The following is a 22,109-nucleotide window of genomic DNA, read 5'->3' as shown; positions in this document are numbered from 1 at the left end:
TCGTCGCTGTGCTTACTTGCTTCGCGGATGATGGTGGCGAACGGCTCGGCCAGTCGTGGGCTGAGTTGTTCGTCGTCGGTGATGTCGAGCCGGGTGTAGAACCCCTGATTCGCCAAGCGGCGGTCGGCGTCGCCGGATCGGGCGTAAGCATGGTGCGCATCGGTGAGCAGCCGCAGACTGTCGTGCAGGAACGCGCGTCCTCCGGTGTGGTGCTCGTCGTGCTCCGCAAGACGCCGGTTCACGTCAGCGAGGCCCGCGCGGATGCGGTCTTGGTGCCGTTTCAGGGTGGGCAGGTCGATGGCGTCGGCGAAGTGCGCCGCGAGCAGCTTGTCGCTCTCTGATTCGAGCTTGGCGCGGTTCGCCATGAGGTCGGCTATCTCTTGGTCACGCCCCGCCATGCGTGCATCGAACGCCGCATCCACCTTCGCAGCGAGGTCACGGTAGGTCTGGTCGCTGATCGTGATGGATGCGTAGGAGTCCGCCACGAGCCGTTCCGCGACCGCGACGGGCACCGCCCGCCTCGTGCAGGTCGTCTTCTTCGCGGCGCGGCCGGAGCAGACGAAGTAGGCGTAGGTCGTGCCGCGTGGGTTGGTGGCGAAGTCGAGCAGCATCCTCGATCCGCAGGTGCCGCAATGCAGCAACCCTTTGAGGTGGTGCGCGTGCTGCACATGCCTCGTCATCTTCGCCGTGCGTGCCCGCAGGAGCGACTGCACCTGATCGAACAGGGCGGGGTCGATGAGTGGTTCGTGCGCGCCGGGATACAGGGCACCCTTGTACCGGATCACCCCGGCGTAGTAGGGGTTCGTGAGCAGCTTGTAGAGCGTGTTCTTCCCGAGCGGCTTCGACGGGCGCTTCGGCGTCGGCACGGTGAGTAGGCCGCGCGCGGTGAGGTCGCGCAGCAGCCCGGAGACCGAGGTCTCGCCGGTCGCGTATTGCTGGAACGCCCACCGGATCAGGGGTGCGCGTTCGGGATCGACTTCCACCGTCCTGACTTCCCGGCCTTGCTCGTCGGTCGTGCGGACGTTGAGGTAGCCGATGGGTGCGCGCATGGGGGTGCCGCCTTGGGCGACTTTCTGCGTGAGTCCTTTGGTGACTTCGGTGGCGAGGTTGCGGCTGTAGAACTCCGCAATCGAGGACATGATGCCGTGCACGAGCATCCCCGACGGGGTTTGGTCGATGGACTCGGTAGCCGACACCAACGTCACCCCGGCGCTGATGAGAGCTTCGTGAATCTTCACGTCATCGGCGCGGTTACGGGCGAGCCGGTCGAGCTTGTGGACGAGACAGAACTGCACGCGCGTGGCGGCGATGAACGCCAGCATCTCTTGCAGGCCGTCGCGATCCGCCGACCGCGCGGACTCTCCGGCGTCGATGAACTCGCGCACGACCCTTGCGCCCAGCTCGTCAGCCTTGCGCTGGTTGGCCTCACGCTGGGCGGGGATCGAGAAGCCTTCGTCGGTGCCGCCGCGCTCCGCTTGCTCACGGGTCGAGACGCGCAGGTAGGACACAGCCAGCAGCACCGGCATGTCGTCGGTGACGCCTGGCGACGCGGGGGTGAGGGTGGGAGCAGTGGTGGTGCTCATGCGATGCTCCGTTCGTTCGATTGCTCGGGTTCTACTTTGCCTCGTGCGTCTGACACCGGGCCGAGGGAATCGGCGGCCAGCTCGTCGGGTGGTGGGAGGTCGTAGGGGTCGGGTTCTCCGGCGCGGTGTGCGTCGTAGCGGGCCTGGGTCATGTTCAGCACCCACTCCACCAGCCGCCGCATGTCAGGCTCCGCCCGTCGCGTGACCCGCAACCGCAACTGCGGATCGTTGCTGCCCGTGCCTGGCCCGAGCGCACCCGTGCCTTGCATCGCGCGCCGCGGACGCTGGTCGATGGGTCGGTGCGGGTCACTCATCTCTCTAACTCACGCTGTGGCAGATACTCCAGTAGATGACCACCGTATCACAGATATGGCGTAGCGGCCATTGCATGAGATCGGGTAAGATCGGATGCATGGTTGAGGACTTGGAGAGCGTGCCGCTGCTGGTCGCGGCGGACTTGCCTGCGGGCTGGCAGATGCCCGACCCCTCGCTCATCGACCCGGGCCACGACAGCACCCAGATCGACCAGGCGTTGCGCTATGAACAGTGGGTCGATCCCGCGCCGGGGCTGGATCGCAAGCTCCGATCCGGCCACAACAACAACGACTCCGGGCGCTGGTTCCTGATCCAGCACACCGAGTCGAACACGCGCGTGCTGCTGCGGCTGCAACGCCAATACCTGCTGGGTGAGGAACCCAAGGGGGAGGTGCGGATCACCGGGATCGTGCACCTGCCCGAGTGGGCCGGTGACTCGGTGGCAAGCCCGATGCTGCGCAATCTCCCTACGTCGCGGATCGAGGCGGCGATCAACCGCCGCCAGTTCGCCGTGACCGGGCAGAGCCGCTTCGAGGGCGGCACCATGACCATGCCGTCGGGCCGCGTCCTGCGCTCGGCGGATGTGATGAAGCCGTTGGGGAACCCGAAGCGCACCCCGGACTTCTACGAGGTCGTCGCCCTCCAACACGCCCGCCTCGTAGACGATGGCGAACCGAACCCGACCGCGCGCATGGCCGAAATCAGCCGCGTGCCCTTGTCCACCGCGCAGGGCTGGGTCGCCCGCGCCCGCCGCAAAGGACTCCTCCCACCCGGCAGGCGAGGCCGCGCCGGATAAGACTTCCGATGTCGGCCTGACTTCCAGTTATCACCAGGTCAGCGGGTCGAGTCTGAGGTAGAAGTCCAGGCGTTCGGGGTCGAGGGTGATGCCGTACTGGGAGGCGAAGTCGTGATCCGCTTGGCGGGCGGTGTCCTCGTCGGGCCAGGTCTCGCGGGCGTTCGCCAGCAGCAGCGCGATGTCGGCGTAGGGATCAGCATGCCCAAGACGCCCGAGGTCGATGATCCCGGCGACGAGCGAGGTATCGGAGTTGATGAGGATGTTGGGGAGGCAGAAGTCTCCGTGGCAGACCACCGTATCGGCGGCTTCCTGTTCTCGACGCAACGGGAGGTCGCGTTCCAGGCCGTCGAGGATCACCGTGGGCGGGGTGTTGATGAGGTGCTGGGGAAGGAACTCGGCATGGACGCGGTTCTCGGCGACTGTCGCACGAGCCAGGCCCATCATCTCGTCCAGTGTCCTGCTGAACGGGCATGTGCTCGCAGGCAGGCTGTGCAGTCGATGCAGGGTGTCGGTGATCGACGGCCATGCCTGCGCGAGCTGGGCTGGGTTGAGCCGGTCAGCCGGGACGCCCGCGACTGCGCTGGTGATGAGGGCGGCGCTGTGCTCGGTGGCGCGCCAGTCGAGCACCCTGGGGCCGGGGATTCCGGTGCCCGAAAGCCACTCAATCCGATCGCGCTCAGCCTCTAGCGTGCTCACGGCGGCAGCGGAGACCACTTTGGCGAACCGGCCCCCGGAGCTGTGCCGCAGCATGGTCGCGCCGGACTCACCATCCGTGACGGGCGACCACGCCGAGCCATCGGGGAGTAGTCCGGTCAGTGGGACCGAGGGAGACGACATGCCTTCCATCATCTCGCGCCCAGCCGAGTGGACGCGAGTGAACTGCCCGCACGGCGCTGCATCACGACCGCCCTATCTACCCTGACTGACACCGCACCGCTGCCCTTTCGCTCAACCCCTCCGAGCGCGTTCGCTCCGGATGCCGCCGCGCATCCGCCTTGTCGTCTGCTCCCAGCTTCACCTCGGTTCTCTCCCCTGTTCTTCTGAATGAACGTATGCTAACTTCGGTAGTGGCAGATACGCCAGTTTAGGCAGGGGGTGAGTCGGATGCATGGTGGCGTGATCCCGTTCCGGGGAACCGGGGCTGACGCGCTGCGCTATGTCGAGGCCGACCGTTCCCGTGCTGACGACTACTACCTGGGCGCGGAGGCGACCGTGGCGCAGTTCGCCGCACTCGACGCCAGCGGCATGGTGACTGCCGAGGGGAGTCTTGGCCCGGCCGCGTATGCCGCGTGGGTGGATTGGACGAACCCGCTGACCGGGGAACAGATGGGCAGACCCCGCCGTGCGGGGTCGGATCGGCAGGCTTCGCCCCGGTTCATGGAGATGGTCATCAACGCCCCCAAGAGCTTGTCGATCGCTGCCGCCCTGCATCCCGAGGTGTCGGCGGCGCTGGACGTGGCGCAGCAGGACGCACTGAGCGAGATTCGCCGCTGGCTCGCGCAGCACTCGGTGACTCGTGTCGGGTCGCTCGGGGCGCAGGAGGTCGTACCGATTGAGAGCATGCAGGTCGTCGGCATCACGCACCGCACCAGCCGGGCAGGTGACCCGCACCGGCATATCCACATGCAGATCGGCACCCGCGTCTACGCGGCGGGCAAGTGGCGTGGCCTGGACACCGCCGCGCTGTTCCGGCAGCAGGGCGCGATCCGTGCCCTCGGTACCGCTGTGATCGCCGCCAGCCCTGAACTCGCGCAAGTGCTCGACCGGCATGGCCTGACTCTCGACCCCGTATCGGGTGAGGTGGTCGAGTTGGAGCCGTTCAACGCCGTCATGAGCAAGCGGGGCGAGCAGGTACACCGCAACCTCGACCGTCTCGAAGCCGAATGGAACGCCGCGCACCCCGGCGAGAGCATGGGGCCGGTGGTTGCTTCCCGGCTCAGGGCTGAGGCGTGGGCGTATCAACGCCGAGCGAAGAAGCCCACCACGCTCCGAGAAGAGGAAGCGTGGGTGTCGGAGTTACGCGAGGCGGGCTACGACCCCGAACACCTCACCCGCAAGCCGGCACCCGCGCCGCTGTTCACCGATGACCTGTCCGTGCAGCGGATCGCGTCAAGGGCATTGGATCGGTGCGCCGCCGCAGAATCGGCGTGGACTCGCCACACCGTGCAGGAGCACGCCACCGAGATCATCACCGAAGCAGGCGTGCGCGGCACCCCGGCAGAGTTGCGCGAACTGATCGCGGTGGCAACCACTCTGGCGCTTCAGGATTGCTTCTCGATCCTCCCGCCTGATGCGGCTGCGCCGGAGCATGTCGCGCACTTGACGAGTTTGCGGGTGGTGCAGGTCGAGACGGAGCTACGCGACCTTATCACCGCCCGAGCACAGGAACAGGAGCCGGAGCACGCTGACGTGCGCGAGCACTCGGCCACGCTCGGGCAGCGCCTTGATTCCGGTCAGCTCGATGCGGCCGCAGCGGTCGCATCGGCTGATCCGCTGGTGATCGTGGAGGGCGCCGCCGGTGCGGGCAAGACCACCATGCTCGCAACGGCGATCCGCGCCACCGAACAACACGGCGGCAGGGTGCGGGTGGTTGCGCCGACGAAGCGTGCCGCCGAGGTCGCGCACCAGGAACTCGGCGTGCCCGCCGAATCGGTCGCCGCCCTTGTTCACGCGCATGGGTGGCGCTGGAACGCTGACGGTGTATGGACTCGCCTCGCCATAGGCGACACCGACCCGGCGACTGGCGCGACCTATACAGGCCCACCACAAGCAGCACAGTTGCATCGTGGGGAGCGGATCGTCGTGGACGAAGCCGGGATGCTCGACCAAGACACAGCCCTCGCACTATTCACAGTCGCAGCCGAGACTGGCGCAACGCTCGCTCTCGTCGGGGATCGCGCCCAGTTGCCCGCCGTCGGGCGAGGCGGCGTGCTCGACATGGCCGCGCAACTGCGGGGTCGCACGTTCGATATGGCCGTGGTACACCGCTTCACCGACCCCGCCTATGCCGAGGTCACGGTGCAGATGCGCGACCGGCGCGATCCCGGCGAAGTGTTCGACCGGCTGCGCGAACTCGGGCTGATCCGGCTCCACACTGACGCCGACGAGCTGCGCGAACACCTCGCCACCAGCAGGCAAGACGGCGAAGCGGTCACGGTCGCATCGAACGAGGAAGCCGCACGGCAGAATGATCGCATCCGAGACGAACGCACCCGCGCGGGCGTCGTCGACGACACCACGACAACCGCGGGCAGCGACGGCCTGAACATCGGCCGCGGTGACCTGATCCAGACCCGCAAAAACCGCACCGACCTGGGCGTGGCGAACCGGCAACAGTGGATCGTGCAACACGTCGAGCAAGACGGTTCGCTCTGGGTACGCGACGCACACAGCGACCGCAAACGCGAACACTCGATCCACCTACCCGCTGAGTATGTGCGCGAGCACTCCCACTTGTCCTACGCCGCCACCGCTTACGGGGTGCAGGGGGTGACCGTGCCCGCATCGCATACCGTCCTCACCGAGAGCATGGGCGGCGCGGCCGTCTACGTCGGAATGACCCGAGGCCGAAACGAGAACACCCTGCACCTCGTCGCGGAGAGCATGGCCGACGCCTGCGCACAGTTCATCGAAGCAATGGAACGCGACCGCGCAGACCGAGGACTCGCAGAAGCCACCCAACGCGCAGCAGAAGCCGTGCGCGGCCTCGTCGCCGACGGCCCCGTGAAGCTCGTCAACGACGAAGTCGCCCGACTCATGGGTGACGCCGAGCGCGCCGAGCAGCAGGCGGCGCTGTGGCAGCAGGCCGCCGACGCGCTGACCGAGCTGCAAGCCAAGCAGCGCGACGAACGCGACCAGGCACGCCAGGCCGCCGAGACCGCAGCCCGTCAGCTCGGGCGTGTACGCACCGGCGTCGCTGCACCGTTGACCGAGCAGGCAGCGGCGGCGCTGAGCGAATGGCAGACCGCGAACAACGTGCAGCAGGCCGCCCGCGACCGCCTGAATACTGCCGAGAGGTTCGGTAAGCGCCGCGCTACCGCTGAATACCGCACCACGCAGGTTCTCGCTCAAGACGCCAAACGGCAACTGACGACCGCATGGGGTGCGCCGCCCCGGTGGAACGAGGGCAGGGCGTCCTGGGTCGAACGCGTCACCCGACCTCGGATCGACGCCGACCCGCGTGTCATCGAGGCAACCGAGCAGAACGAGGCCGCAGCGAAAGCGGTGCGCAAGGCGCTAGAATCCGCCCCGTGGCCGCGCATGCGCGTCTACGCTCGCATCTTCGGCCCCGAGGCCGTGGCGAAGAACCGGGCCGCCTACCTCGACGCCCGGCCCCGTGCCAACGCTGAGCGCCAGGCCCACGCTGCGGGAGAGGCCCGCGCCGAGGTCGAGACCCTTCGTGCCTTGTCCCCGGTTGAGGCGGTTCGGCGCATCGAGCAGGCCCGTGCCATCGAGCAGGCACAGCGCGAGGCGGCAGACCGTGCCCTGAATGAACGCCAACGACAGTTCGATCCTCGATCGCGCGCACACGACAGCGGCCCCAGCTACGGCGGACCATCCCTGGCCCGATGACGACAGCGTCAGGCGTCGGGAGTCAGAGGATCAAATCGGGTTCTCGACAGTTCCTCGTGAACGACCGCGATCAGTTCGCACTCTCCGTAGTCGCGCGCAGTTCCTCGGGTAGAAGGTCCTCATACTCCGTCCGCACGTACTGGAGGCCCTCGGTGATCGAGGGGTCGTGTTCGAGAGCGTTGGTCATGAACTCCAGCCGACGCTTGTTCTCGTCGATGACGTCCCGCCACCGACGGACATAGGCACGGACGAGAGGGCGTCCTTGCTCCTTCTGGGGGTCGAAGAACAGGCCGACCTCGAAGTCATCACCCTTGATGCGTCGCCGTACGAGGTCGTCGTAGTCGGTGACGACCAGAATGAGGTCCCAACTCGTCCGGTCGCCGGTGAAGGCCGCGGTGGACAGGATCGCATTCGCGTAATCCTCGACCTGATCGAGTTCCTTGCGTGAGGCTGTGATGCCAGGTGCTTTCAGCTCCACCACGAGGTGCCTGATCCGGTCATGCTCCTTGTTCTTGGCGGCAAGATGGAGGTCGGTCCGGCCTGTCTTTCCGTCCCAACGACGAACCGTCTCGATGTCCTTCGTGGGCAGGCCGTCGAGCTTGAGGTGATTGCGCAGGAGTTCTGTCAGGCTTCGCTCGGTGCTCATGAGGTGGTAGGACTCGCCGAAAACCCATAGTTCGTGTTCGAGCACCTTGTGAAGGTGGTCGCGCTCGCCAACTTTCCCAGAGTCATCTGGATCGAAGAGCAGATGCTCCAGTGCGACCAGGAACTTGTGCCGGCTCGCGACGACGTTGGCGGAACGGATGATTGCGGACAGCGTGGTCTCGCTGAGCAGCTTCGTGAGGGTGTCGCGGTCAGCATCGTTGAGGGCGACGACCTCATGCAGGATCGTTGTCAGCTTCCCCGGGTCGTGACGAATCGCGTCGCGAAGGAGTTCCAGCGTCAACTGCGCTTGCTTCTTGGTCTTGGAGATGTGAGGAACGAGTGTGCCGGAAACGACATCGAACACGGCACGCTCCGCGCGCTCGGTCTCGTTCGCTGGCTCACTCTTGTACGGGTACACCCCCGTTTCCTTCCAGTGCTCCACCTGTTCGCGACGCCGTTCGCGACGGCGCGCGTTGAAGTGATCGCGGATTGCCTCCCTTGCAGCCGTCCACAGTTCCCCAACGGCGTCGGGTGCCATATCGCCGAGCCCGAGTGCAGCGAGTTCATCGATGCCGAGCTTGTCCCATGTCACGTAAGCGGAGTAGGTGAACTGGTTCTCGAAGGCAGTGCCGGAGGTCTCGAACGGGAAGTGGTCTGCATCAGGACCGAAGGAGACGGCTCGATGCTTGCCCGAGCGCCACTCGATGATCCGCAGGACGGCTTCGTTCTCTCCGTTCTCTCCGAATGGAAGCGGCGATGTCGTATCATTGACCACTTCTTGCGATGGGTCGAGCGCGGAACCGTCGTAAGTGATCGTCAGCGACTGATCGTTGAGGAGGAGCGGCGCGAAGTGCGATCGCAGGGTCGGGAGCACGTCGTCTGCTTCGAGCGCGCTCAGCGACCGCTGTTCGTCGTTGTGCGCCGTGACGACTGTGCCGGTTGAGGCTGCGGTTGAAGGTGTGGCGTCCCAGCGGAACCGGTCGCGGTTGTTCCGGCTGCCGGTGATCGTGATCTGTTCGCGCTGGCCGATCGCGTTGTCGCTGATGCTGACCCAGCTCACGCGAGATCCGAGTGCGAAGGCGCGCAATCGTCCCTCGCCCAGCTTGCCGTGAAGATACCTCTTGCCGTTCTTGGACTTCTCGCTCAACGACTTCCAGGAGCCCCCGATGCGGCCGAACGTCGAGGCCACCTCGTCGGAGCTGATGCCGTGGCCGTCGTCTTCGACGCGCACCTGATTGATGGCGTCCATCGAGCTGCGTTCCATCGTCACGACGACGTTCGTCGCTTCAGCGTCGACGGCGTTCCAGATCAGCTCGATGATCGCGCGTACGGGGTCACCCTCGTGGGCGAGACGTGCGACGTGGTCGTCGCTTGCGGTGAGCACGAGGTCTTCCATGAGACAAGGTTACGGAAGAACACCGACAGTCACCCGTCTCCACGACACACTCAGCCGAGTTCTTCCGTGTAGACCGGAGTTTCCCCGAGTAGGATCGGATCAACCCGTTCATATCCGGTCGATCCCACCCTGGAGGACTTGAGTGCCTGAGCCTTGGCTGTCTGCTGACGACATCGCCGCCCACCTCGGGGTCACCAAAGACACCGTCTACACCTGGATCGCCGAGAAAGCCATGCCCGCCCACAAGATCGGGCGCTTCTGGAAGTTCCAAGCCAGCGAGATCGACGACTGGGTGAGGCGAGGTGGTGCTGCGGCACGCGATGACGCGGAGCCTGACTGAGCGGCACGGCCCCGGACCGGCAGGAATGTCGGAGGCCGGGCATATCCTGATCCACTGCCCAAAACCGGAAGGAGGCATCCCGTGACGGAAGCAACAACCGACGAGACGTTGACGCTCGCGACGCTGCGCGCGGGCCAGCGCCTCCGAGGGCTGGTGCCGGGCCAGACCGTCACGCTGATCGCCATCGACCCCATCGACGCGGGATTGTTCGAGGTGTTCTACCGTGACGATGCCGGTCGCAGCGGTGCCCGCGCGATTACCGATGCCGACGCGGCGCGGTTCGAGATCGCGGGCGACTTCGACTCTGCTCCGGCCTACGACGCAGACCCGGACGAGTTCCGGCTCGCGGCCGAGGCGCTGCGGATCAAGTACGCCGCACTGTATGACCCGATGGTCGCGGTCAACAGCTCCGACGTTGACCCGCTGCCGCACCAGATTCGGGCGGTCTATGAAGAGTTGCTGCCGCGCATCCCGCTGCGGTTCCTGCTCGCGGACGATCCCGGCGCGGGCAAGACGATCATGGCCGGCCTGTACCTGAAGGAACTGATCCTGCGCTCGGACTGCGAGCGCGCGATCATCGTCGCCCCCGGTGGTCTGGTTGAGCAGTGGCGTGAGGAGCTATCGCAGAAGTTCGATCTGCGCTTTGAGGTGTTCGGCCGCCAGATGGTCGATGACGCCCAGGGCCGCAACGTCTTCGCCGAGCACCCTCTCCTGATCGCCCGCATGGACCAACTCTCACGCAGCGAAGACCTGATCGAGCAGCTCGGCGAGGTCACCTGGGATGTCGCCGTCGTGGACGAGGCCCATCGCATGTCGGCTCACTACTCGTCGTGGGCGGGCGAGGTCGATGAGACCAAACGGTTCAAGCTCGGACGCCTGCTCTCGGAGACCGCGCACAACTTCCTGCTGATGACCGCGACCCCGCACGCGGGCAAGGAAGAAGACTTCCAGCTGTTCATGTCGCTGCTGGACCGCGATCGCTTCGAGGGCCAGTACCGCCAAGGCGTCCACCGCACCGACACCCACGGCCTGATGCGCCGGATGGTGAAGGAAGACCTGCTCACCTTCGAGGGCAAGCCACTGTTCCCCGAACGCAAGGCCTACACCGTCGAGTACGAGCTCAGCCCCGCCGAGCGAGAGCTCTATGAGTTGGTCACCGACTACGTCCGCACTGAGATGGGACGCGCCGAGCGGATCGCTCAGGCGGGCGAGAAGAAGCGCGGCAACAACGTCGGCTTCGCACTCACCGTGCTCCAGCGCCGCCTGGCATCCAGCCCGGAAGCTATCCTGCGATCGCTGGAACGACGCCAACAGCGCCTCGATACGAAGCTGCGCGACACGCAGCGAGTCACCGAGACGGCCCGCTTGACCGGCACCGTCGCCCAGCTACCGATCGACGATGCGGCGCTCCCAGCCTTCTCGATTGAGGACTTCGAGGACTTCGACGAGGAGACCACCGACGAAGAACGCGCCCAGTTCGAGGAACAAGCCGACCAGGTTGTCGATCTGGCGACGGCGGCGCAGACGATCCCTGAGCTGCGGGCAGAGATCGCGATCCTCGAAGACCTCATCAAAGTCGCGAGGCGAGTCCGGCTTCAGGATGACGACAAGAAGTGGGTGCAGCTGCGCACCATCCTCGACGAGCAGCTCCTGACCCACGACGGTTCCGGCGACGCGCGCAAGATCATCATCTTCACCGAGCACCGCGACACGCTCGACTACCTACACGCCAAGATCACGGCACAGTTCGGGCGCGCGGACTCGGTCATCACGATCCACGGCGGCACCCGCCGCGAGGATCGCAAGCTCGCCCGCGAACGTTTCACCCACAACCCCGACACCGTGGTTCTGCTCGCCACCGACGCCGCCGGGGAAGGGTTGAACCTTCAGCGTGCGCACCTGATGGTGAACTACGACCTGCCGTGGAACCCGAACCGCATCGAGCAGCGCTTCGGACGCATCCACCGCATCGGCCAGCGCGAGGTCTGCCACCTGTGGAACATGGTCGCCCGAGACACCCGCGAGGGCGACGTGTTCACCCGGCTGCTGGCGAAGATCGACCAGATGTCGATCGCCTACAACGGCAACCTGTTCAACGTGCTCGGCGACGCCGACGCCTTCCAGGAACGCTCACTGCGCGACCTGCTGATCGAGGCGATCCGCTACGGCGACCAGCCCCAGGTCAAGGCCAAGCTCGACCGCATCATCGACGCCGGAGTCTCACACGGACTCGATGAGATGCTCGCCGAACGCGCGCTCCACCCCGAGATGTTCAGCGCCCTCAACCTCGACGAGGTCCGGGCACGGATGGAGAAAGCCCGAGAACGCCGCCTCCAGCCCGGCTACATCGCCGCGTTCTTCATCCCCGCGCTTGCGCGTCTCGGCGGACGCATCCGCAAGCGCGAGAAGGGCCGCTACGAGATCACCCGCGTCCCCGCACGAGTGATCGACACCGCCCGTCGCCTCAACCGGTGGGCACCCGTTGCCGAACAGTACGAGCGCATCACCTTCGAGCTCGCGCGCATGCACCCCGATGGACTCGCCGACGCCTCCCTCATCGCACCCGGGCACCCGCTGCTGCACGCCGTGATCGAAGCCACCATCGACGACCTCGGCCCCACCCTCAAGCAAGGCACCGTGCTCATCGACCGCCGCACCAAGCAGACCGACACCCCGATGCTGATGTTCAGCGTCGAACAGCGCATCGAGAACACCGCAGCCGACGCCGACACCATCTCCCACCACTTCGACTACCCCCTCCTCGAACAAGATGGCACCGTCACCGTCTCCGCAGCACCGCCCTACCTCGACTACGACCGGCCCGAACCCGGCGAAGCCGAAGCCATCACGGAGATCGTCCGCAGTGACTGGGCGCAGCAGAACCACGAGAAGCTCGTGCGCGCCTGGGCCTACCGTGAAGGGCTCCAGCCCCGCATGGACGAGATCAAGACCCGCCTCGACATCGAAACCGCGCGGACCCGCGCTCAGGTGAAAGATCGGCTGCTGGCCGAGATCAACCACTGGGACCGCGAGCACAACCGCCTCGAAGCACTCGAACGCGCAGGAACCGTCGGCCGACTTCGCGCCGAGACCGCACTCGTCCGCGCACGCCAGCTCGACGAACGCCTCAACCACCGGCTCGAACAACTCGACGAGGCCACCAACCTCGTTGCCGTTCCCGCTGTGATCCGTGGCGCAGCGCTCGTCATCCCCAGCGACATCCTCGCCACCGACGAAGCCCCCGCACCGCAGACCTTCGCGCGACAGACCGAGGAAGTAGAACGACGTGCCGTTGACGCCGTGCTCGCCGCTGAGCGTGCGCTCGGACGAGAGCCAGTCGAGATGCCGCGCAACAACCCCGGCTACGACATCCAGTCCACCGACAGCCAAGGCTTCCTCCACTACGTCGAGGTCAAGGGCCGGATCGAGGGCTCGGACACCTTCACGATCACCACCAACGAGATCACCTTCGCCCAGACCCAGGGCGACAGACACCGGCTCGCGCTGGTCGAAGTATCCACCAGCGGACCGGAGCAAGAACAGCTGCGCTACGTCAGCGACGCCTTCGCCCACCTCGAACCATCCGCCACCACCCGTTCCTACAACGAGGTCTGGCGCGACTACTGGGAACGCGGAGGACCACCGCGATGACCCACACCACCGACAACCAGACCAACGCCAGCGAGAGAAGCGCCGTGACAGCACCCAAGAAGAAGCTCATCGAAGTCTCGCTGCCGCTTGAAGCGATCACACGCGAGACACAACGAGAAAGCAAAGTTCGTCAAGCGAAACCAGCCACCTTTCATCAGTGGTGGTCCCGTAAACCTCTAGCGACGGCACGTTCGGTTCTCTTCGCCCAGTTGGTTGACGATCCCTCGTCCAACCCAGATAAGTTCCCAAGCGCCGCTGAGCAGGATATTGAGCGTCAACGACTCCACCGACTGATGGAGAAGTTGGCATCCAGGGAAGGCGCCTCGGACCACGCTCTCATCTCGCAAGCCAGGACGGAGATTGAGAAATCCAATGGAGGGCTACCTAAATTTGTCGATCCCTTTGCGGGCGGTGGGTCAATCCCGCTCGAAGCTCAGCGTCTCGGTCTGGAGGCACACGCATCCGACCTGAATCCTGTGGCTGCACTCCTGAACATGGCCATGATTTCGATTCCTCCGAAATTCTCAGGGAGTCAACCTGTCCACCCGAATGCTTCATCGCGCACCACTCCCTGGTATCGCAATGAAGGCTTGGCCGAAGACGTACGCATGTATGGCGCGTGGCTCAACGCAACTGCGTTCGAACGCATCGGTTACATGTATCCCAAAGTCGCGACACCCCAAGGCACTGAACACACCGTTGTTGCTTGGAAGTGGGCCAGAACGGTCATCAGCCCGAACCGGCTGAACCCCGTCGAGGTCCCTCTCGTCAACTCATGGTGGCTGCGGAAGAAGAGCGGTAGAGAAGTGTATGTTGCCCCAGTCATGGAGGACGGAAAGCTGTCTTTCAGAGTCCACGACAAGAGCGACGGCTCCACGCAAGAGGCCCCGCCGGGGACGATCGACCGTCGCGGAGCCACTGTCTTCACGGACGGTACGCCAGTCTCCCTGGCCTACGTGCGAGAACAGGGGCGCTCCAACCGCATCGGCCAACGGATGATGGCTGTCGCTGCTCTCGACAAGCGAGGGCGTGTATATGTTGCGCCTGACGATACTCAGGAAAAGGCAGCGGATGTTCCCCGGCCAGAGCACGCACCCGATGAGTTGCTGCCAGAGGCGGCACTCGGTTTCCGTGTGCAGAACTATGGTGTGACCCGCTGGTCTGACCTTTTCACGAACCGACAGCTTGTGATGCTCACAACCTTCGCGGACCTTGTGAGTGAGGCGCGTGATCGAGTACTGGCAGACGCACTCGCATCTGGCATGCCGCATGGAGAAGGGCTGGAGGACGGCGGGTCAGATGCCGCTGCCTACGCCGACTCGATTGCAGTGTTCCTCGGATTGGCCGTGGACAAGCTTGTCGATCTGAACAACTCGTTTACCGCATGGGAGCCCAAAGCAGAGTGCCCGAAACACTTGCTTGGCAATCAGACCCTTTCGATGACATGGGACTTTGCTGAGGCAAACCCATTTTCGGGCGCATCGGGCTCCTTCGAAGTCATTATTGCGGGGTTTGTTCGCGCCTTTAACGGGCTCGATTTTTCTCTTGCGGATGTCAAGTCAGGTGACGTTCAGTCAGCTGATGCCGCGACGAGGAGCTACGGGGGCATGGTCGTGTCCACCGACCCGCCGTACTACGACATGATTGGCTACGCGGACCTATCCGACTTCTTCTACGTGTGGTTACGCCGGTCCTTAGGGAGCGTAGTGCCGAATGTACTCGGCACGATACTTACCCCGAAGGCAGATGAGTTGGTCGCCGATCCGAACAGGCATGGCGCTTCCGGGGCAGAGTCCTTTTTCGTGGAGGGGCTCAACCGGACCTTCCAGCGAATCCGCGAAACGATGCGTGACGATGCCCCGATGACCATCTACTACGCCTACAAGCAAAAAGACTCTGGGGGCGTCTCGCTTTCGGGGTGGCATACGCTCCTTGAAGGGCTGATCGCTTCCGGCTGGCAAGTCACAGCCACTTGGCCTATTCAGACCGAGGGCACTGGTCGACTCCACGCCCTTGGGCGAAACGCACTCGCGTCGTCCATTGTTTTGGCCTGCCGACCAAGAACCGAGGACGCTCCGGCAACAACTCGTCGCGCATTCGTAGCTGCCTTGAAGGCAGAACTTCCGGCTGCACTTCATAAGCTCATGCAGGGTTCGGTCGCCCCGGTAGACCTCGCGCAAGCGGCAATCGGTCCGGGAATTGCGGTCTTTTCTCGCTTCTCACGTGTACGTGAGGCGGACGGTTCAGATATGAGCGTGAAGGATGCGTTGCTACTCATTAACTCCACACTGGACGAGGTGATCGGTGAGCAGGAGTCCGACTTTGATCCCGATACCCGGTTCGCGGTGAAGTGGTATCGACAGTACGGCTGGGCTCAGGAGAGCGCGGGCATTGCAGACCAACTTGCGAGGTCCTCTGACACTTCGATCGGCGCGCTAGAACGTGGCGGCATCTTCGAAGCGAAGGGTGGCAAAGCCCGACTCCTGCCACCGGCGCAGCTCGATGGAGATTGGGATGCCGCATCCGACGAGCGCGTCAGCGTGTGGGAGGCGACGGTTCGTCTGGCCGCGGTGATGGCGAAGGACGGCGCCGACAAGGTGGCAGAGCTGCTGCCGTCGGTACAGACGCGGGTGAACCTGGACGCGGTGAAGGAGCTGGGCTTCCTGCTGTTCCACGAGGCGGAGAAGAAGAAGGACACCAAGGACGCGATCCTCTTCAACGGTTTGGTGAGCGCCTGGGGCGACGTGAACGAGCAGGCACGCAAGCACGCCTCAACACCGCGATCCTCGCAGCAGGAGTTCGACTTCGACGAGGACGAGGATTAGGTCATGGCTCGGAACCCGGATGAGGCCCAGATTGGTGCCACGGTGAGGCACCAATCTGACGATGGTCTTTCTCCGTTCCGTGCCATCGCGGAGTCCGTCAGCGCCGAAGGCGGCGATCTCGTGGAGCGGGTGTCTGCGCTGATCGATCAAGCGCAGTCCTTCGCGGCCGCGCAGGTGAACGCGACCTTGACACTGCGGAACTGGTACATCGGGCGCATGATCGACGTGGCCGTGCTTCACGAAGACCGTGCCGGGCACGACCAGGAAGTTGTCGCCTCACTGGGGCGACAACTGACCGCTCGGTACGGTCGAGGTTTCGAGCGGGCCAACCTCTACCGGATGGTTCAGTTCTCGCAGGCCTTCCCGGACGTCGAACTTGTCGCCTCACTGGGGCGACAAGTTAGCTGGACCCACTTCAAGACACTGTTGCCAGTGTCGAGTCCCGAGGCGAGAGCGTTCTATGTGAAGGAGACCATCGAGCGCCGACTCGGTGTTCGCGATCTGCGCCGGGCCATCGAGCGCAAAGCCTTCGAGCGTCGGGAGATCGCTGACTCGCAGATTCCAGAGGGATCGGCGGTGCCACTCGATGCCTTCCGTGATCCGATGCTGCTGGACATGCTGGGGCTTGCCGACACCTTCTTGGAGCGGGACCTCGAAGCCGCGCTCCGCCGCGATATGGAGTCCTTCCTGCTAGAGGTGGGGCGTGGGTGGGCGTTCGTTGAGCGCCAGAAGCGTATGACGTTCGACGGCGATGACTACTACCTCGACTTACTGTTCTACTCGCGCCCGCTACGCCGGTTGATCGCCGTGGAGTTGAAGGTCGGCAAGTTCAAGCCGAGCTACCAGGGGCAGATGAACTTCTATCTCAAGTGGCTGGATCGGCACGAGCGCCAGTCGGATGAGAACCCACCCATCGGTCTGATCCTGTGTACCGCGGCAAGCCGTGACCAGATCGAGCTGCTGGAGATGCACAAGGACGGGATTGTCGTCGCGGAGTACTGGACGGCACTGCCGCCGAAGGCCGAGCTTGAGGCCAAGATCAGGGAAATCTACCGAGAGGCCCAGGAGCGGCTCGCTCGTAGACAGCTCGCAGCAGGCGGAGACGACGACAGTGATGAGTAGCAGGGATTGGCCGTTGTGGGGAGTGCCCTCGATGGTCGTAGGTAGTAGGTCATAGGAGACAGCGATGGCGATGAACAACCGAGATCGAGTGGGCAAGGCGTTCGACCTGCTCTCCGAAGGGCTCCTCGACGAGGTCGATGAGGTCATGACGCGCGCCTACAAGACCCCTGACTGGCCTGCGGCGTGGGCGAAGGAGGACGCCCAGCGCCGTGGCGGGCCGTTGCGCACGATGACGAAGCACGACGTTCAGGTGCAGCTTCGCGCCATCACGGAGCAGGGCTACCACTTCAAGGATGTGCTCTCCCGCGCCCAGCAGGGCTTCGCGTCCGAGTTGCGGGAGACCCGGAACCTGTGGGCGCACAACGAGCCCTTCAGCTCCGATGATGCCGCTCGCGCGCTGGACACGATTGAGCGGCTGCTCCACGCTGTTGGCGCGGTGGATTCCGCCGAGGACGTGCGGAAGCTGCGTGTCGATCTGCAGCGGACGGTGTTTGAGGATCAGACCCGCAAGCAGGTCAAGCGCACTAAGGTGTCCCTCGATCCAGGGTCCGGGCTTCGGCCGTGGCGCGAGGTCATCCGGCCCCACGATGACGTGGCCCGTGGCGCGTTCACCGCGTCGGAGTTCGCGGCCGATCTGCACCTGGTCCACACCGGGCAGGCGACTAGCCCGGAGTATGGCGATCCTGTCGAGTTCTTCACTCGTACCTATCTCACCGAGGGTCTGCGTGATCTGCTGTCGCGTGCGCTGCGGCGGGTGAATGGTGAGGCTGGGGCGAGCCCGGTGGTGAACCTTCAGACCAACTTCGGTGGCGGCAAGACCCACTCGATGCTCGCGCTGTATCACCTGTTCAGCGGTACCTCTACGAAGGACTTCCCGCAGGAGCTCCAAGAACTGATCGCAGCGAACGGCAACCCCGACCTTGGCGCGCTCGACGTCAAGCGGGTCGCGCTCGTCGGCACCTACCTGAAGGCCGGCTCACCGATCATCAAGGACGACGGCACCGAGGTCCGCACGCTCTGGGGTGAACTCGCCTGGCAGCTCGGCGGGCGCGAAGCCTACGACCTGATCGCCGAGGACGACCGCGCCGGCACCAACCCCGGTGAAGCGTTGCGCACTCTGATCATGCGCTACTCGCCGTCGCTGATCCTGATCGACGAATGGGTCGCGTACGCCCGACAGCTCGTCACGGACAAGGAACTCCCGTCCGGCTCATTCGAGACGCAGTTCACCTTCGCGCAGTCCCTGACCGAGATCGTGCGCTCCGTGCCTGGCGTGATGCTCGTGGTCTCGATCCCGGCCTCCGACACCGGCGCCGAAGGGCGCGGCAGCGACATCGAGATTGGCGGAGCGAACGGGCAGCTCGCGCTGGAACGCCTCCAGAACGTGATCCGCCGCGTCGCGGACCAGTGGCGGCCGTCGAGCAAGGACGAGTCGTTCGAGATCGTCCGGCGTCGGCTGTTCCAGGCTCCGAACGCCGACGGACTCACGACCATCTCGGCTGTGGCGCGCAGCTTCACGAGCCTGTACCGGAACAACACCGCACTGTTCCCACGCGATGCGGCCTCGCCGAACGATGACTACGAGAAGCGCATCCGCGCCTCCTACCCGCTGCATCCCGAGCTGCTCGACCGGTTGTATGAGGACTGGTCGACGTTGGAGCGGTTCCAGCGCACCCGCGGTGTGCTGAAGCTGGTCTCGTCGATCGTGCACGAGCTGTGGGCGTCCAACGACACCTCGCCGCTGATCCTGCCGGGCAACGTGCCGCTGGATGCGACGACCGTGAACACGGACCTGACTCAGTACCTCGAAGATCAGTGGAAGCCGATCATCGACTCCGACATCGACGGCCCCGGATCGACCGCGCAGCAGATCGACCTCGACCGCCCGAACCTGGGCCAGCGGTTCATCACCCAGCGCATCGCACGCACGATCTTCATGGGCGCCGCCCCCAGGATCAAGAGCAGCCGCAAGGGACTCGACAAGCAGTACCTGTGGCTCGGCACCGCGATCCCTGGCGACACACTCGGGAACTTCGGCAGCGCCGTCGAGCTGCTCGCGCAGCGCTCGACGTACTTCTACGAAGAGCAGGGCCACTACTGGTTCGACACACAACCTTCGGTCACGAAGACCGCGAACGACTATGCCGAGCGGCTCCGCGAAGATGTCGAGACGGTCTGGAACGAGATCACCCGCCGCCTCCAAGGAGAAGAGAAGGCGCGGGGCGTGTTCGACCGCGTACACATCGCCCCGTCGTCCTCAGCGGACATTCCCGATCTTGAGGACACGCGCCTGGTGATCGCCCACCCGCGGCATGCCCGCCGTAAGCAAGACGGCGCCGACTCGGCGGCGCACGCCTGGGTCCGTGACGCTATCGAGAGCAAGGGTGCGAGCCAGCGCATCCACCGCAACACGCTGATCTTCCTGCTCGCAGACAAGAGCGAACTGGAAAGTCTCGAAGCCGCCACCCGCAGTTACCTCGGCTGGAAACGTGTCCAGGCAACCAGCGACAGCCTCAATCTCTCGGCGCAGCAGCGCAAGCAGACCGATGACTGGGTGGTGCGGCTCGATCAGACGGTCTCGGATCGCATCCGCGACACCTTCGTCTGGGCCGTCTACCCCGAGCAGTTCGATCCGACCAAGCCGTTCGAGGTGATCGCCGACCGCGTGCCCGACTCCGGCGGGCGGTCCCTCGCGGAGCGGGTCGGCACCAAACTGGGACGTGAAGACCAGCTCGTCACAGACTTCGGTGCGCCGATCCTCGGCGCCACCCTGCACCACGAGCTCGGCGCGCTGTGGCGCGACGCAGGCGAGATCACCGTCGGCGAGCTGTGGGGCTACTTCACCCGGTACACCTACCTGCCCCGCCTCGTCCGACGCGAGGTGCTCGACGGTGCGATCCAGCAAGCGCTGACCACTGTGCTCGTCGATAGCGAACGTTTCGGCATCGCGGCAGGCAAGGACACCGACACAGGCCGCTACCGCGGACTCCTCGTGCCGCCCGACCCGAACGTAAGCATCCAAATCACGAACAGCACCCTGCTCATCGACGCCGACAAGGCCCAGGAACAGCTCGACGCAGACCGGGCAGCAGCCCGAGAAGCCGCAGCTCGGCAGACAGAAGACGGCACCGAGGGTGTCGGCCCCGTGGACTTCGCATGGATAGGAGCCGGTCAGCCCACGTCCGACAGCGACTCGCTGTCTCCGGCAGAGTCTGCGTTCGAAGCAGCGCTGGCGCGATTCTTCGGCTCGGTCAAGATCGACCCCGACCGCTACTCCCGCGACATCGGCAACGTCACCCGAGAAGTCATCGACCGACTCTCCGGAGCAGGTGCACGCTTGGAGATCACCATCGACATCCAAGCCACCAAGCCAGAAGGCTTCGACGAGGCAGAGGTCCGCACCATCAGCGAGAACGCCCGCGTCCTCAAGTTCGACCCCAGCTCCGGCTTCGAGAAGAGCTGAGGCCAACGGTGGCTCGATTCGGAAACGACCAGACGAAAATCGGTCGCCTCGACGTCCGCACGACGAATGAGGATGGCCGGGTTGAGGCCTTCTTCGTTCCGACCGAGCTACCGTATGAAGAGTCCTCGGCGCACCGGCGTCTGGCTGATGGTGTGAAGCTCGTCGAGTTCGAAGCCGGGGCGGGAACCCTGAAGATTCACCCCATCAACACACTTTCAAACCACAGCGACTACCTTGGCCCGAAGTACGACCAGGTGCAGACGCTTTCCCTGGAAACGTCGTTGCTGGATGAGTACTACGAGGGCTCCGACCTGGAGTCAATCTTTGAGACGCTACCGCCCGGATTCGTCAAGGACTTCGCCTACGGCCTCGGGTTGCTCAAGGATTGCAACCGGCTGATTCGGTTGATCGAAGCCAACACTCCCTGTACAGAGATCATCTTCACCGACGGCAACAGTGCCGCCATTGACGGGACAGAGTTCCACCTCGGCTTATCGCGCTTCGCTGCCATCTGGGCCGAGATCGGTCGAATCAACGACCGAGGAAATCGTGCGGCGGGTCGAGTCAAGGACGTCTTCGTACACAACAATCTCGCTGCGGCACTTGGTCTCGCCAGCGCAGACTTCTCGCTTGGGCGACACCCGGACTCGCGCGTGATCGCGAAGGCCGCCAACGGGATCGAAGAACTCAGTGGCGTAGAACGTGATACTTTGGTCGAAGCGGTCGTGTCCGAATCGGCAGCGATAGCAGCGGAATCACCCCAGAAGTTTCAGAAACTCAAGCGAGACATCGATCTCGTCAGCCTCGACCGCCTCATCGAGGCGTACGCAGAGGCCTTGGAACAGGGCAAGGCCGAGCCGTACTGGCAGGCCTTTTTCGACGACAACGCCTTCGCGCTGCAGCAGGTCTTCGGAGCCCCGATGGTCAGTGTGCGCTCCGGAGCGACGGTAGGCGGTCGCGGCCTGTCGGGAAGCGGCGACAAGATCGCGGACTACTTGTTCAAGAACTCGCTCACGAACAACGTCGCTCTGGTGGAGATCAAGAAGCCAACCACGCAGCTGCTGGAGGCTCGTGAGTACCGTCAGGGTGTGTTCGGTCCATCGAAGGAACTCAACGGCGCAGTCTCCCAGGTGCTCGATCAGGCGTACAACCTGACGAAGAACCTCACCGGACTGAAGGAGAGCTCGCGTCAGTGGGACTTGGAGTCGTACGCAATCTCCTGCTTCGTGGTTGCCGGACGCACACCCTCTGCCAGCGATCCGGTAAGACAAAAGTCATTCGAGCTGTATCGCGCGAACTCCCGCAGCGTGACCATCGTGACCTACGACGAGATTCTTGAGCGACTGAGACTCCTCCGTGACTTCCTCACACCGGCCTCACCCGAGGCCGAGGAGGTCTGAT

The 22,109-nt window shown here is 64.6% G+C and carries 12 protein-coding genes and 1 pseudogene; 9 read left to right on the top strand and 4 right to left on the bottom strand.

The window, feature by feature from the left end:
* Window positions 1–8: 8 nt before the first annotated feature.
* Window positions 9–341, top strand: coding sequence for a hypothetical protein (locus tag EZE58_RS17315; protein ID WP_231882268.1), 333 nt, complete (start codon window positions 9–11; stop codon window positions 339–341).
* A 147-nt stretch (window positions 342–488) separates the two neighbouring features.
* On the opposite strand, the pseudogene EZE58_RS17310 reads toward EZE58_RS17315, so the two are convergent.
* Window positions 489–1,526, bottom strand: a pseudogene (locus EZE58_RS17310) (recombinase family protein); the annotation flags it as partial.
* Between the two features lie 53 nt (window positions 1,527–1,579).
* Window positions 1,580–1,897, bottom strand: a complete 318-nt coding sequence (locus tag EZE58_RS02755; protein WP_131248439.1) for a hypothetical protein — start codon at window positions 1,895–1,897, stop codon at window positions 1,580–1,582.
* Window positions 1,898–1,995: 98 nt separating this feature from the next.
* Between EZE58_RS02755 and EZE58_RS02750 the strand changes: the two genes are divergently transcribed.
* Window positions 1,996–2,694 carry a hypothetical protein gene (locus EZE58_RS02750; RefSeq protein ID WP_009376915.1) on the top strand — a complete coding sequence of 233 codons (699 nt, stop codon included), beginning with the start codon at window positions 1,996–1,998 and terminating at the stop codon, window positions 2,692–2,694.
* A 30-nt stretch (window positions 2,695–2,724) separates the two neighbouring features.
* Here EZE58_RS02750 and EZE58_RS02745 read toward each other — a convergent pair whose 3' ends face one another.
* The gene (locus tag EZE58_RS02745; RefSeq protein ID WP_051995504.1) at window positions 2,725–3,531 is read right to left on the bottom strand and encodes an APH(3'') family aminoglycoside O-phosphotransferase; all 807 of its coding nucleotides are present in this window, start codon (window positions 3,529–3,531) and stop codon (window positions 2,725–2,727) included.
* A gap of 279 nt (window positions 3,532–3,810) precedes the next feature.
* On the opposite strand from EZE58_RS02745, the gene mobF reads away from it, so the two are divergent.
* Window positions 3,811–7,266, top strand: a complete 3,456-nt coding sequence (gene mobF / locus EZE58_RS02740) for a MobF family relaxase (protein WP_197464206.1) — start codon at window positions 3,811–3,813, stop codon at window positions 7,264–7,266.
* Between the two features lie 70 nt (window positions 7,267–7,336).
* Here the strand turns inward: mobF and EZE58_RS02735 are convergent, their stop codons facing one another.
* Window positions 7,337–9,307: an ATP-binding protein gene (locus tag EZE58_RS02735; protein ID WP_009376922.1), complete on the bottom strand. Its 1,971-nt coding sequence runs from the start codon at window positions 9,305–9,307 to the stop codon at window positions 7,337–7,339.
* Between the two features lie 142 nt (window positions 9,308–9,449).
* Between EZE58_RS02735 and EZE58_RS02730 the strand changes: the two genes are divergently transcribed.
* From EZE58_RS02730 to EZE58_RS02705, 6 genes are all read left to right on the top strand, one after another.
* Complete coding sequence (locus tag EZE58_RS02730; protein WP_009376924.1) at window positions 9,450–9,647, top strand: helix-turn-helix domain-containing protein; 198 nt, start codon at window positions 9,450–9,452, stop codon at window positions 9,645–9,647.
* Between the two features lie 81 nt (window positions 9,648–9,728).
* On the top strand, window positions 9,729–13,298 hold the full coding sequence (locus EZE58_RS02725; protein WP_009376925.1) for a helicase-related protein: 3,570 nt from the start codon (window positions 9,729–9,731) through the stop codon (window positions 13,296–13,298).
* Window positions 13,295–16,123, top strand: a complete 2,829-nt coding sequence (locus EZE58_RS02720; RefSeq protein ID WP_167559769.1) for a DUF1156 domain-containing protein — start codon at window positions 13,295–13,297, stop codon at window positions 16,121–16,123. Before EZE58_RS02725 ends, EZE58_RS02720 begins: the two co-directional genes overlap by 4 nt.
* A 3-nt stretch (window positions 16,124–16,126) precedes the next feature.
* Window positions 16,127–17,245, top strand: a complete 1,119-nt coding sequence (locus EZE58_RS02715) for a PDDEXK nuclease domain-containing protein (protein ID WP_009381275.1) — start codon at window positions 16,127–16,129, stop codon at window positions 17,243–17,245.
* A gap of 64 nt (window positions 17,246–17,309) precedes the next feature.
* Window positions 17,310–20,708, top strand: coding sequence for a DUF499 domain-containing protein (locus EZE58_RS02710; RefSeq protein ID WP_167559767.1), 3,399 nt, complete (start codon window positions 17,310–17,312; stop codon window positions 20,706–20,708).
* 8 nt (window positions 20,709–20,716) lie between these two features.
* Complete coding sequence (locus tag EZE58_RS02705) at window positions 20,717–22,108, top strand: Shedu immune nuclease family protein (RefSeq protein WP_009381271.1); 1,392 nt, start codon at window positions 20,717–20,719, stop codon at window positions 22,106–22,108.
* Window position 22,109: the final 1 nt, after the last annotated feature.

Origin of the sequence: Brevibacterium sp. LS14, from assembly GCF_012027885.1 — a bacterium.
Classification (GTDB): Bacteria; Actinomycetota; Actinomycetes; order Actinomycetales; family Brevibacteriaceae; genus Brevibacterium; species Brevibacterium casei.
This window is presented reverse-complemented; position numbering and strand designations above follow the sequence as displayed.

Excerpts from the sequence above, each read along its gene's own strand:
- EZE58_RS02745 (WP_051995504.1), bottom strand. The coding sequence starts at position 3,531 with ATGTCGTCTCCCTCGGTCCCACTGACCGGACTACTCCCCGATGGCTCG.
- EZE58_RS02750 (WP_009376915.1), top strand. The coding sequence starts at position 1,996 with ATGGTTGAGGACTTGGAGAGCGTGCCGCTGCTGGTCGCGGCGGACTTG.
- EZE58_RS02755 (WP_131248439.1), bottom strand. The coding sequence starts at position 1,897 with ATGAGTGACCCGCACCGACCCATCGACCAGCGTCCGCGGCGCGCGATG.
- EZE58_RS02710 (WP_167559767.1), top strand. The coding sequence starts at position 17,310 with ATGGCGATGAACAACCGAGATCGAGTGGGCAAGGCGTTCGACCTGCTC.
- EZE58_RS02735 (WP_009376922.1), bottom strand. The coding sequence starts at position 9,307 with ATGGAAGACCTCGTGCTCACCGCAAGCGACGACCACGTCGCACGTCTC.
- EZE58_RS02715 (WP_009381275.1), top strand. The coding sequence starts at position 16,127 with ATGGCTCGGAACCCGGATGAGGCCCAGATTGGTGCCACGGTGAGGCAC.
- EZE58_RS02720 (WP_167559769.1), top strand. The coding sequence starts at position 13,295 with ATGACCCACACCACCGACAACCAGACCAACGCCAGCGAGAGAAGCGCC.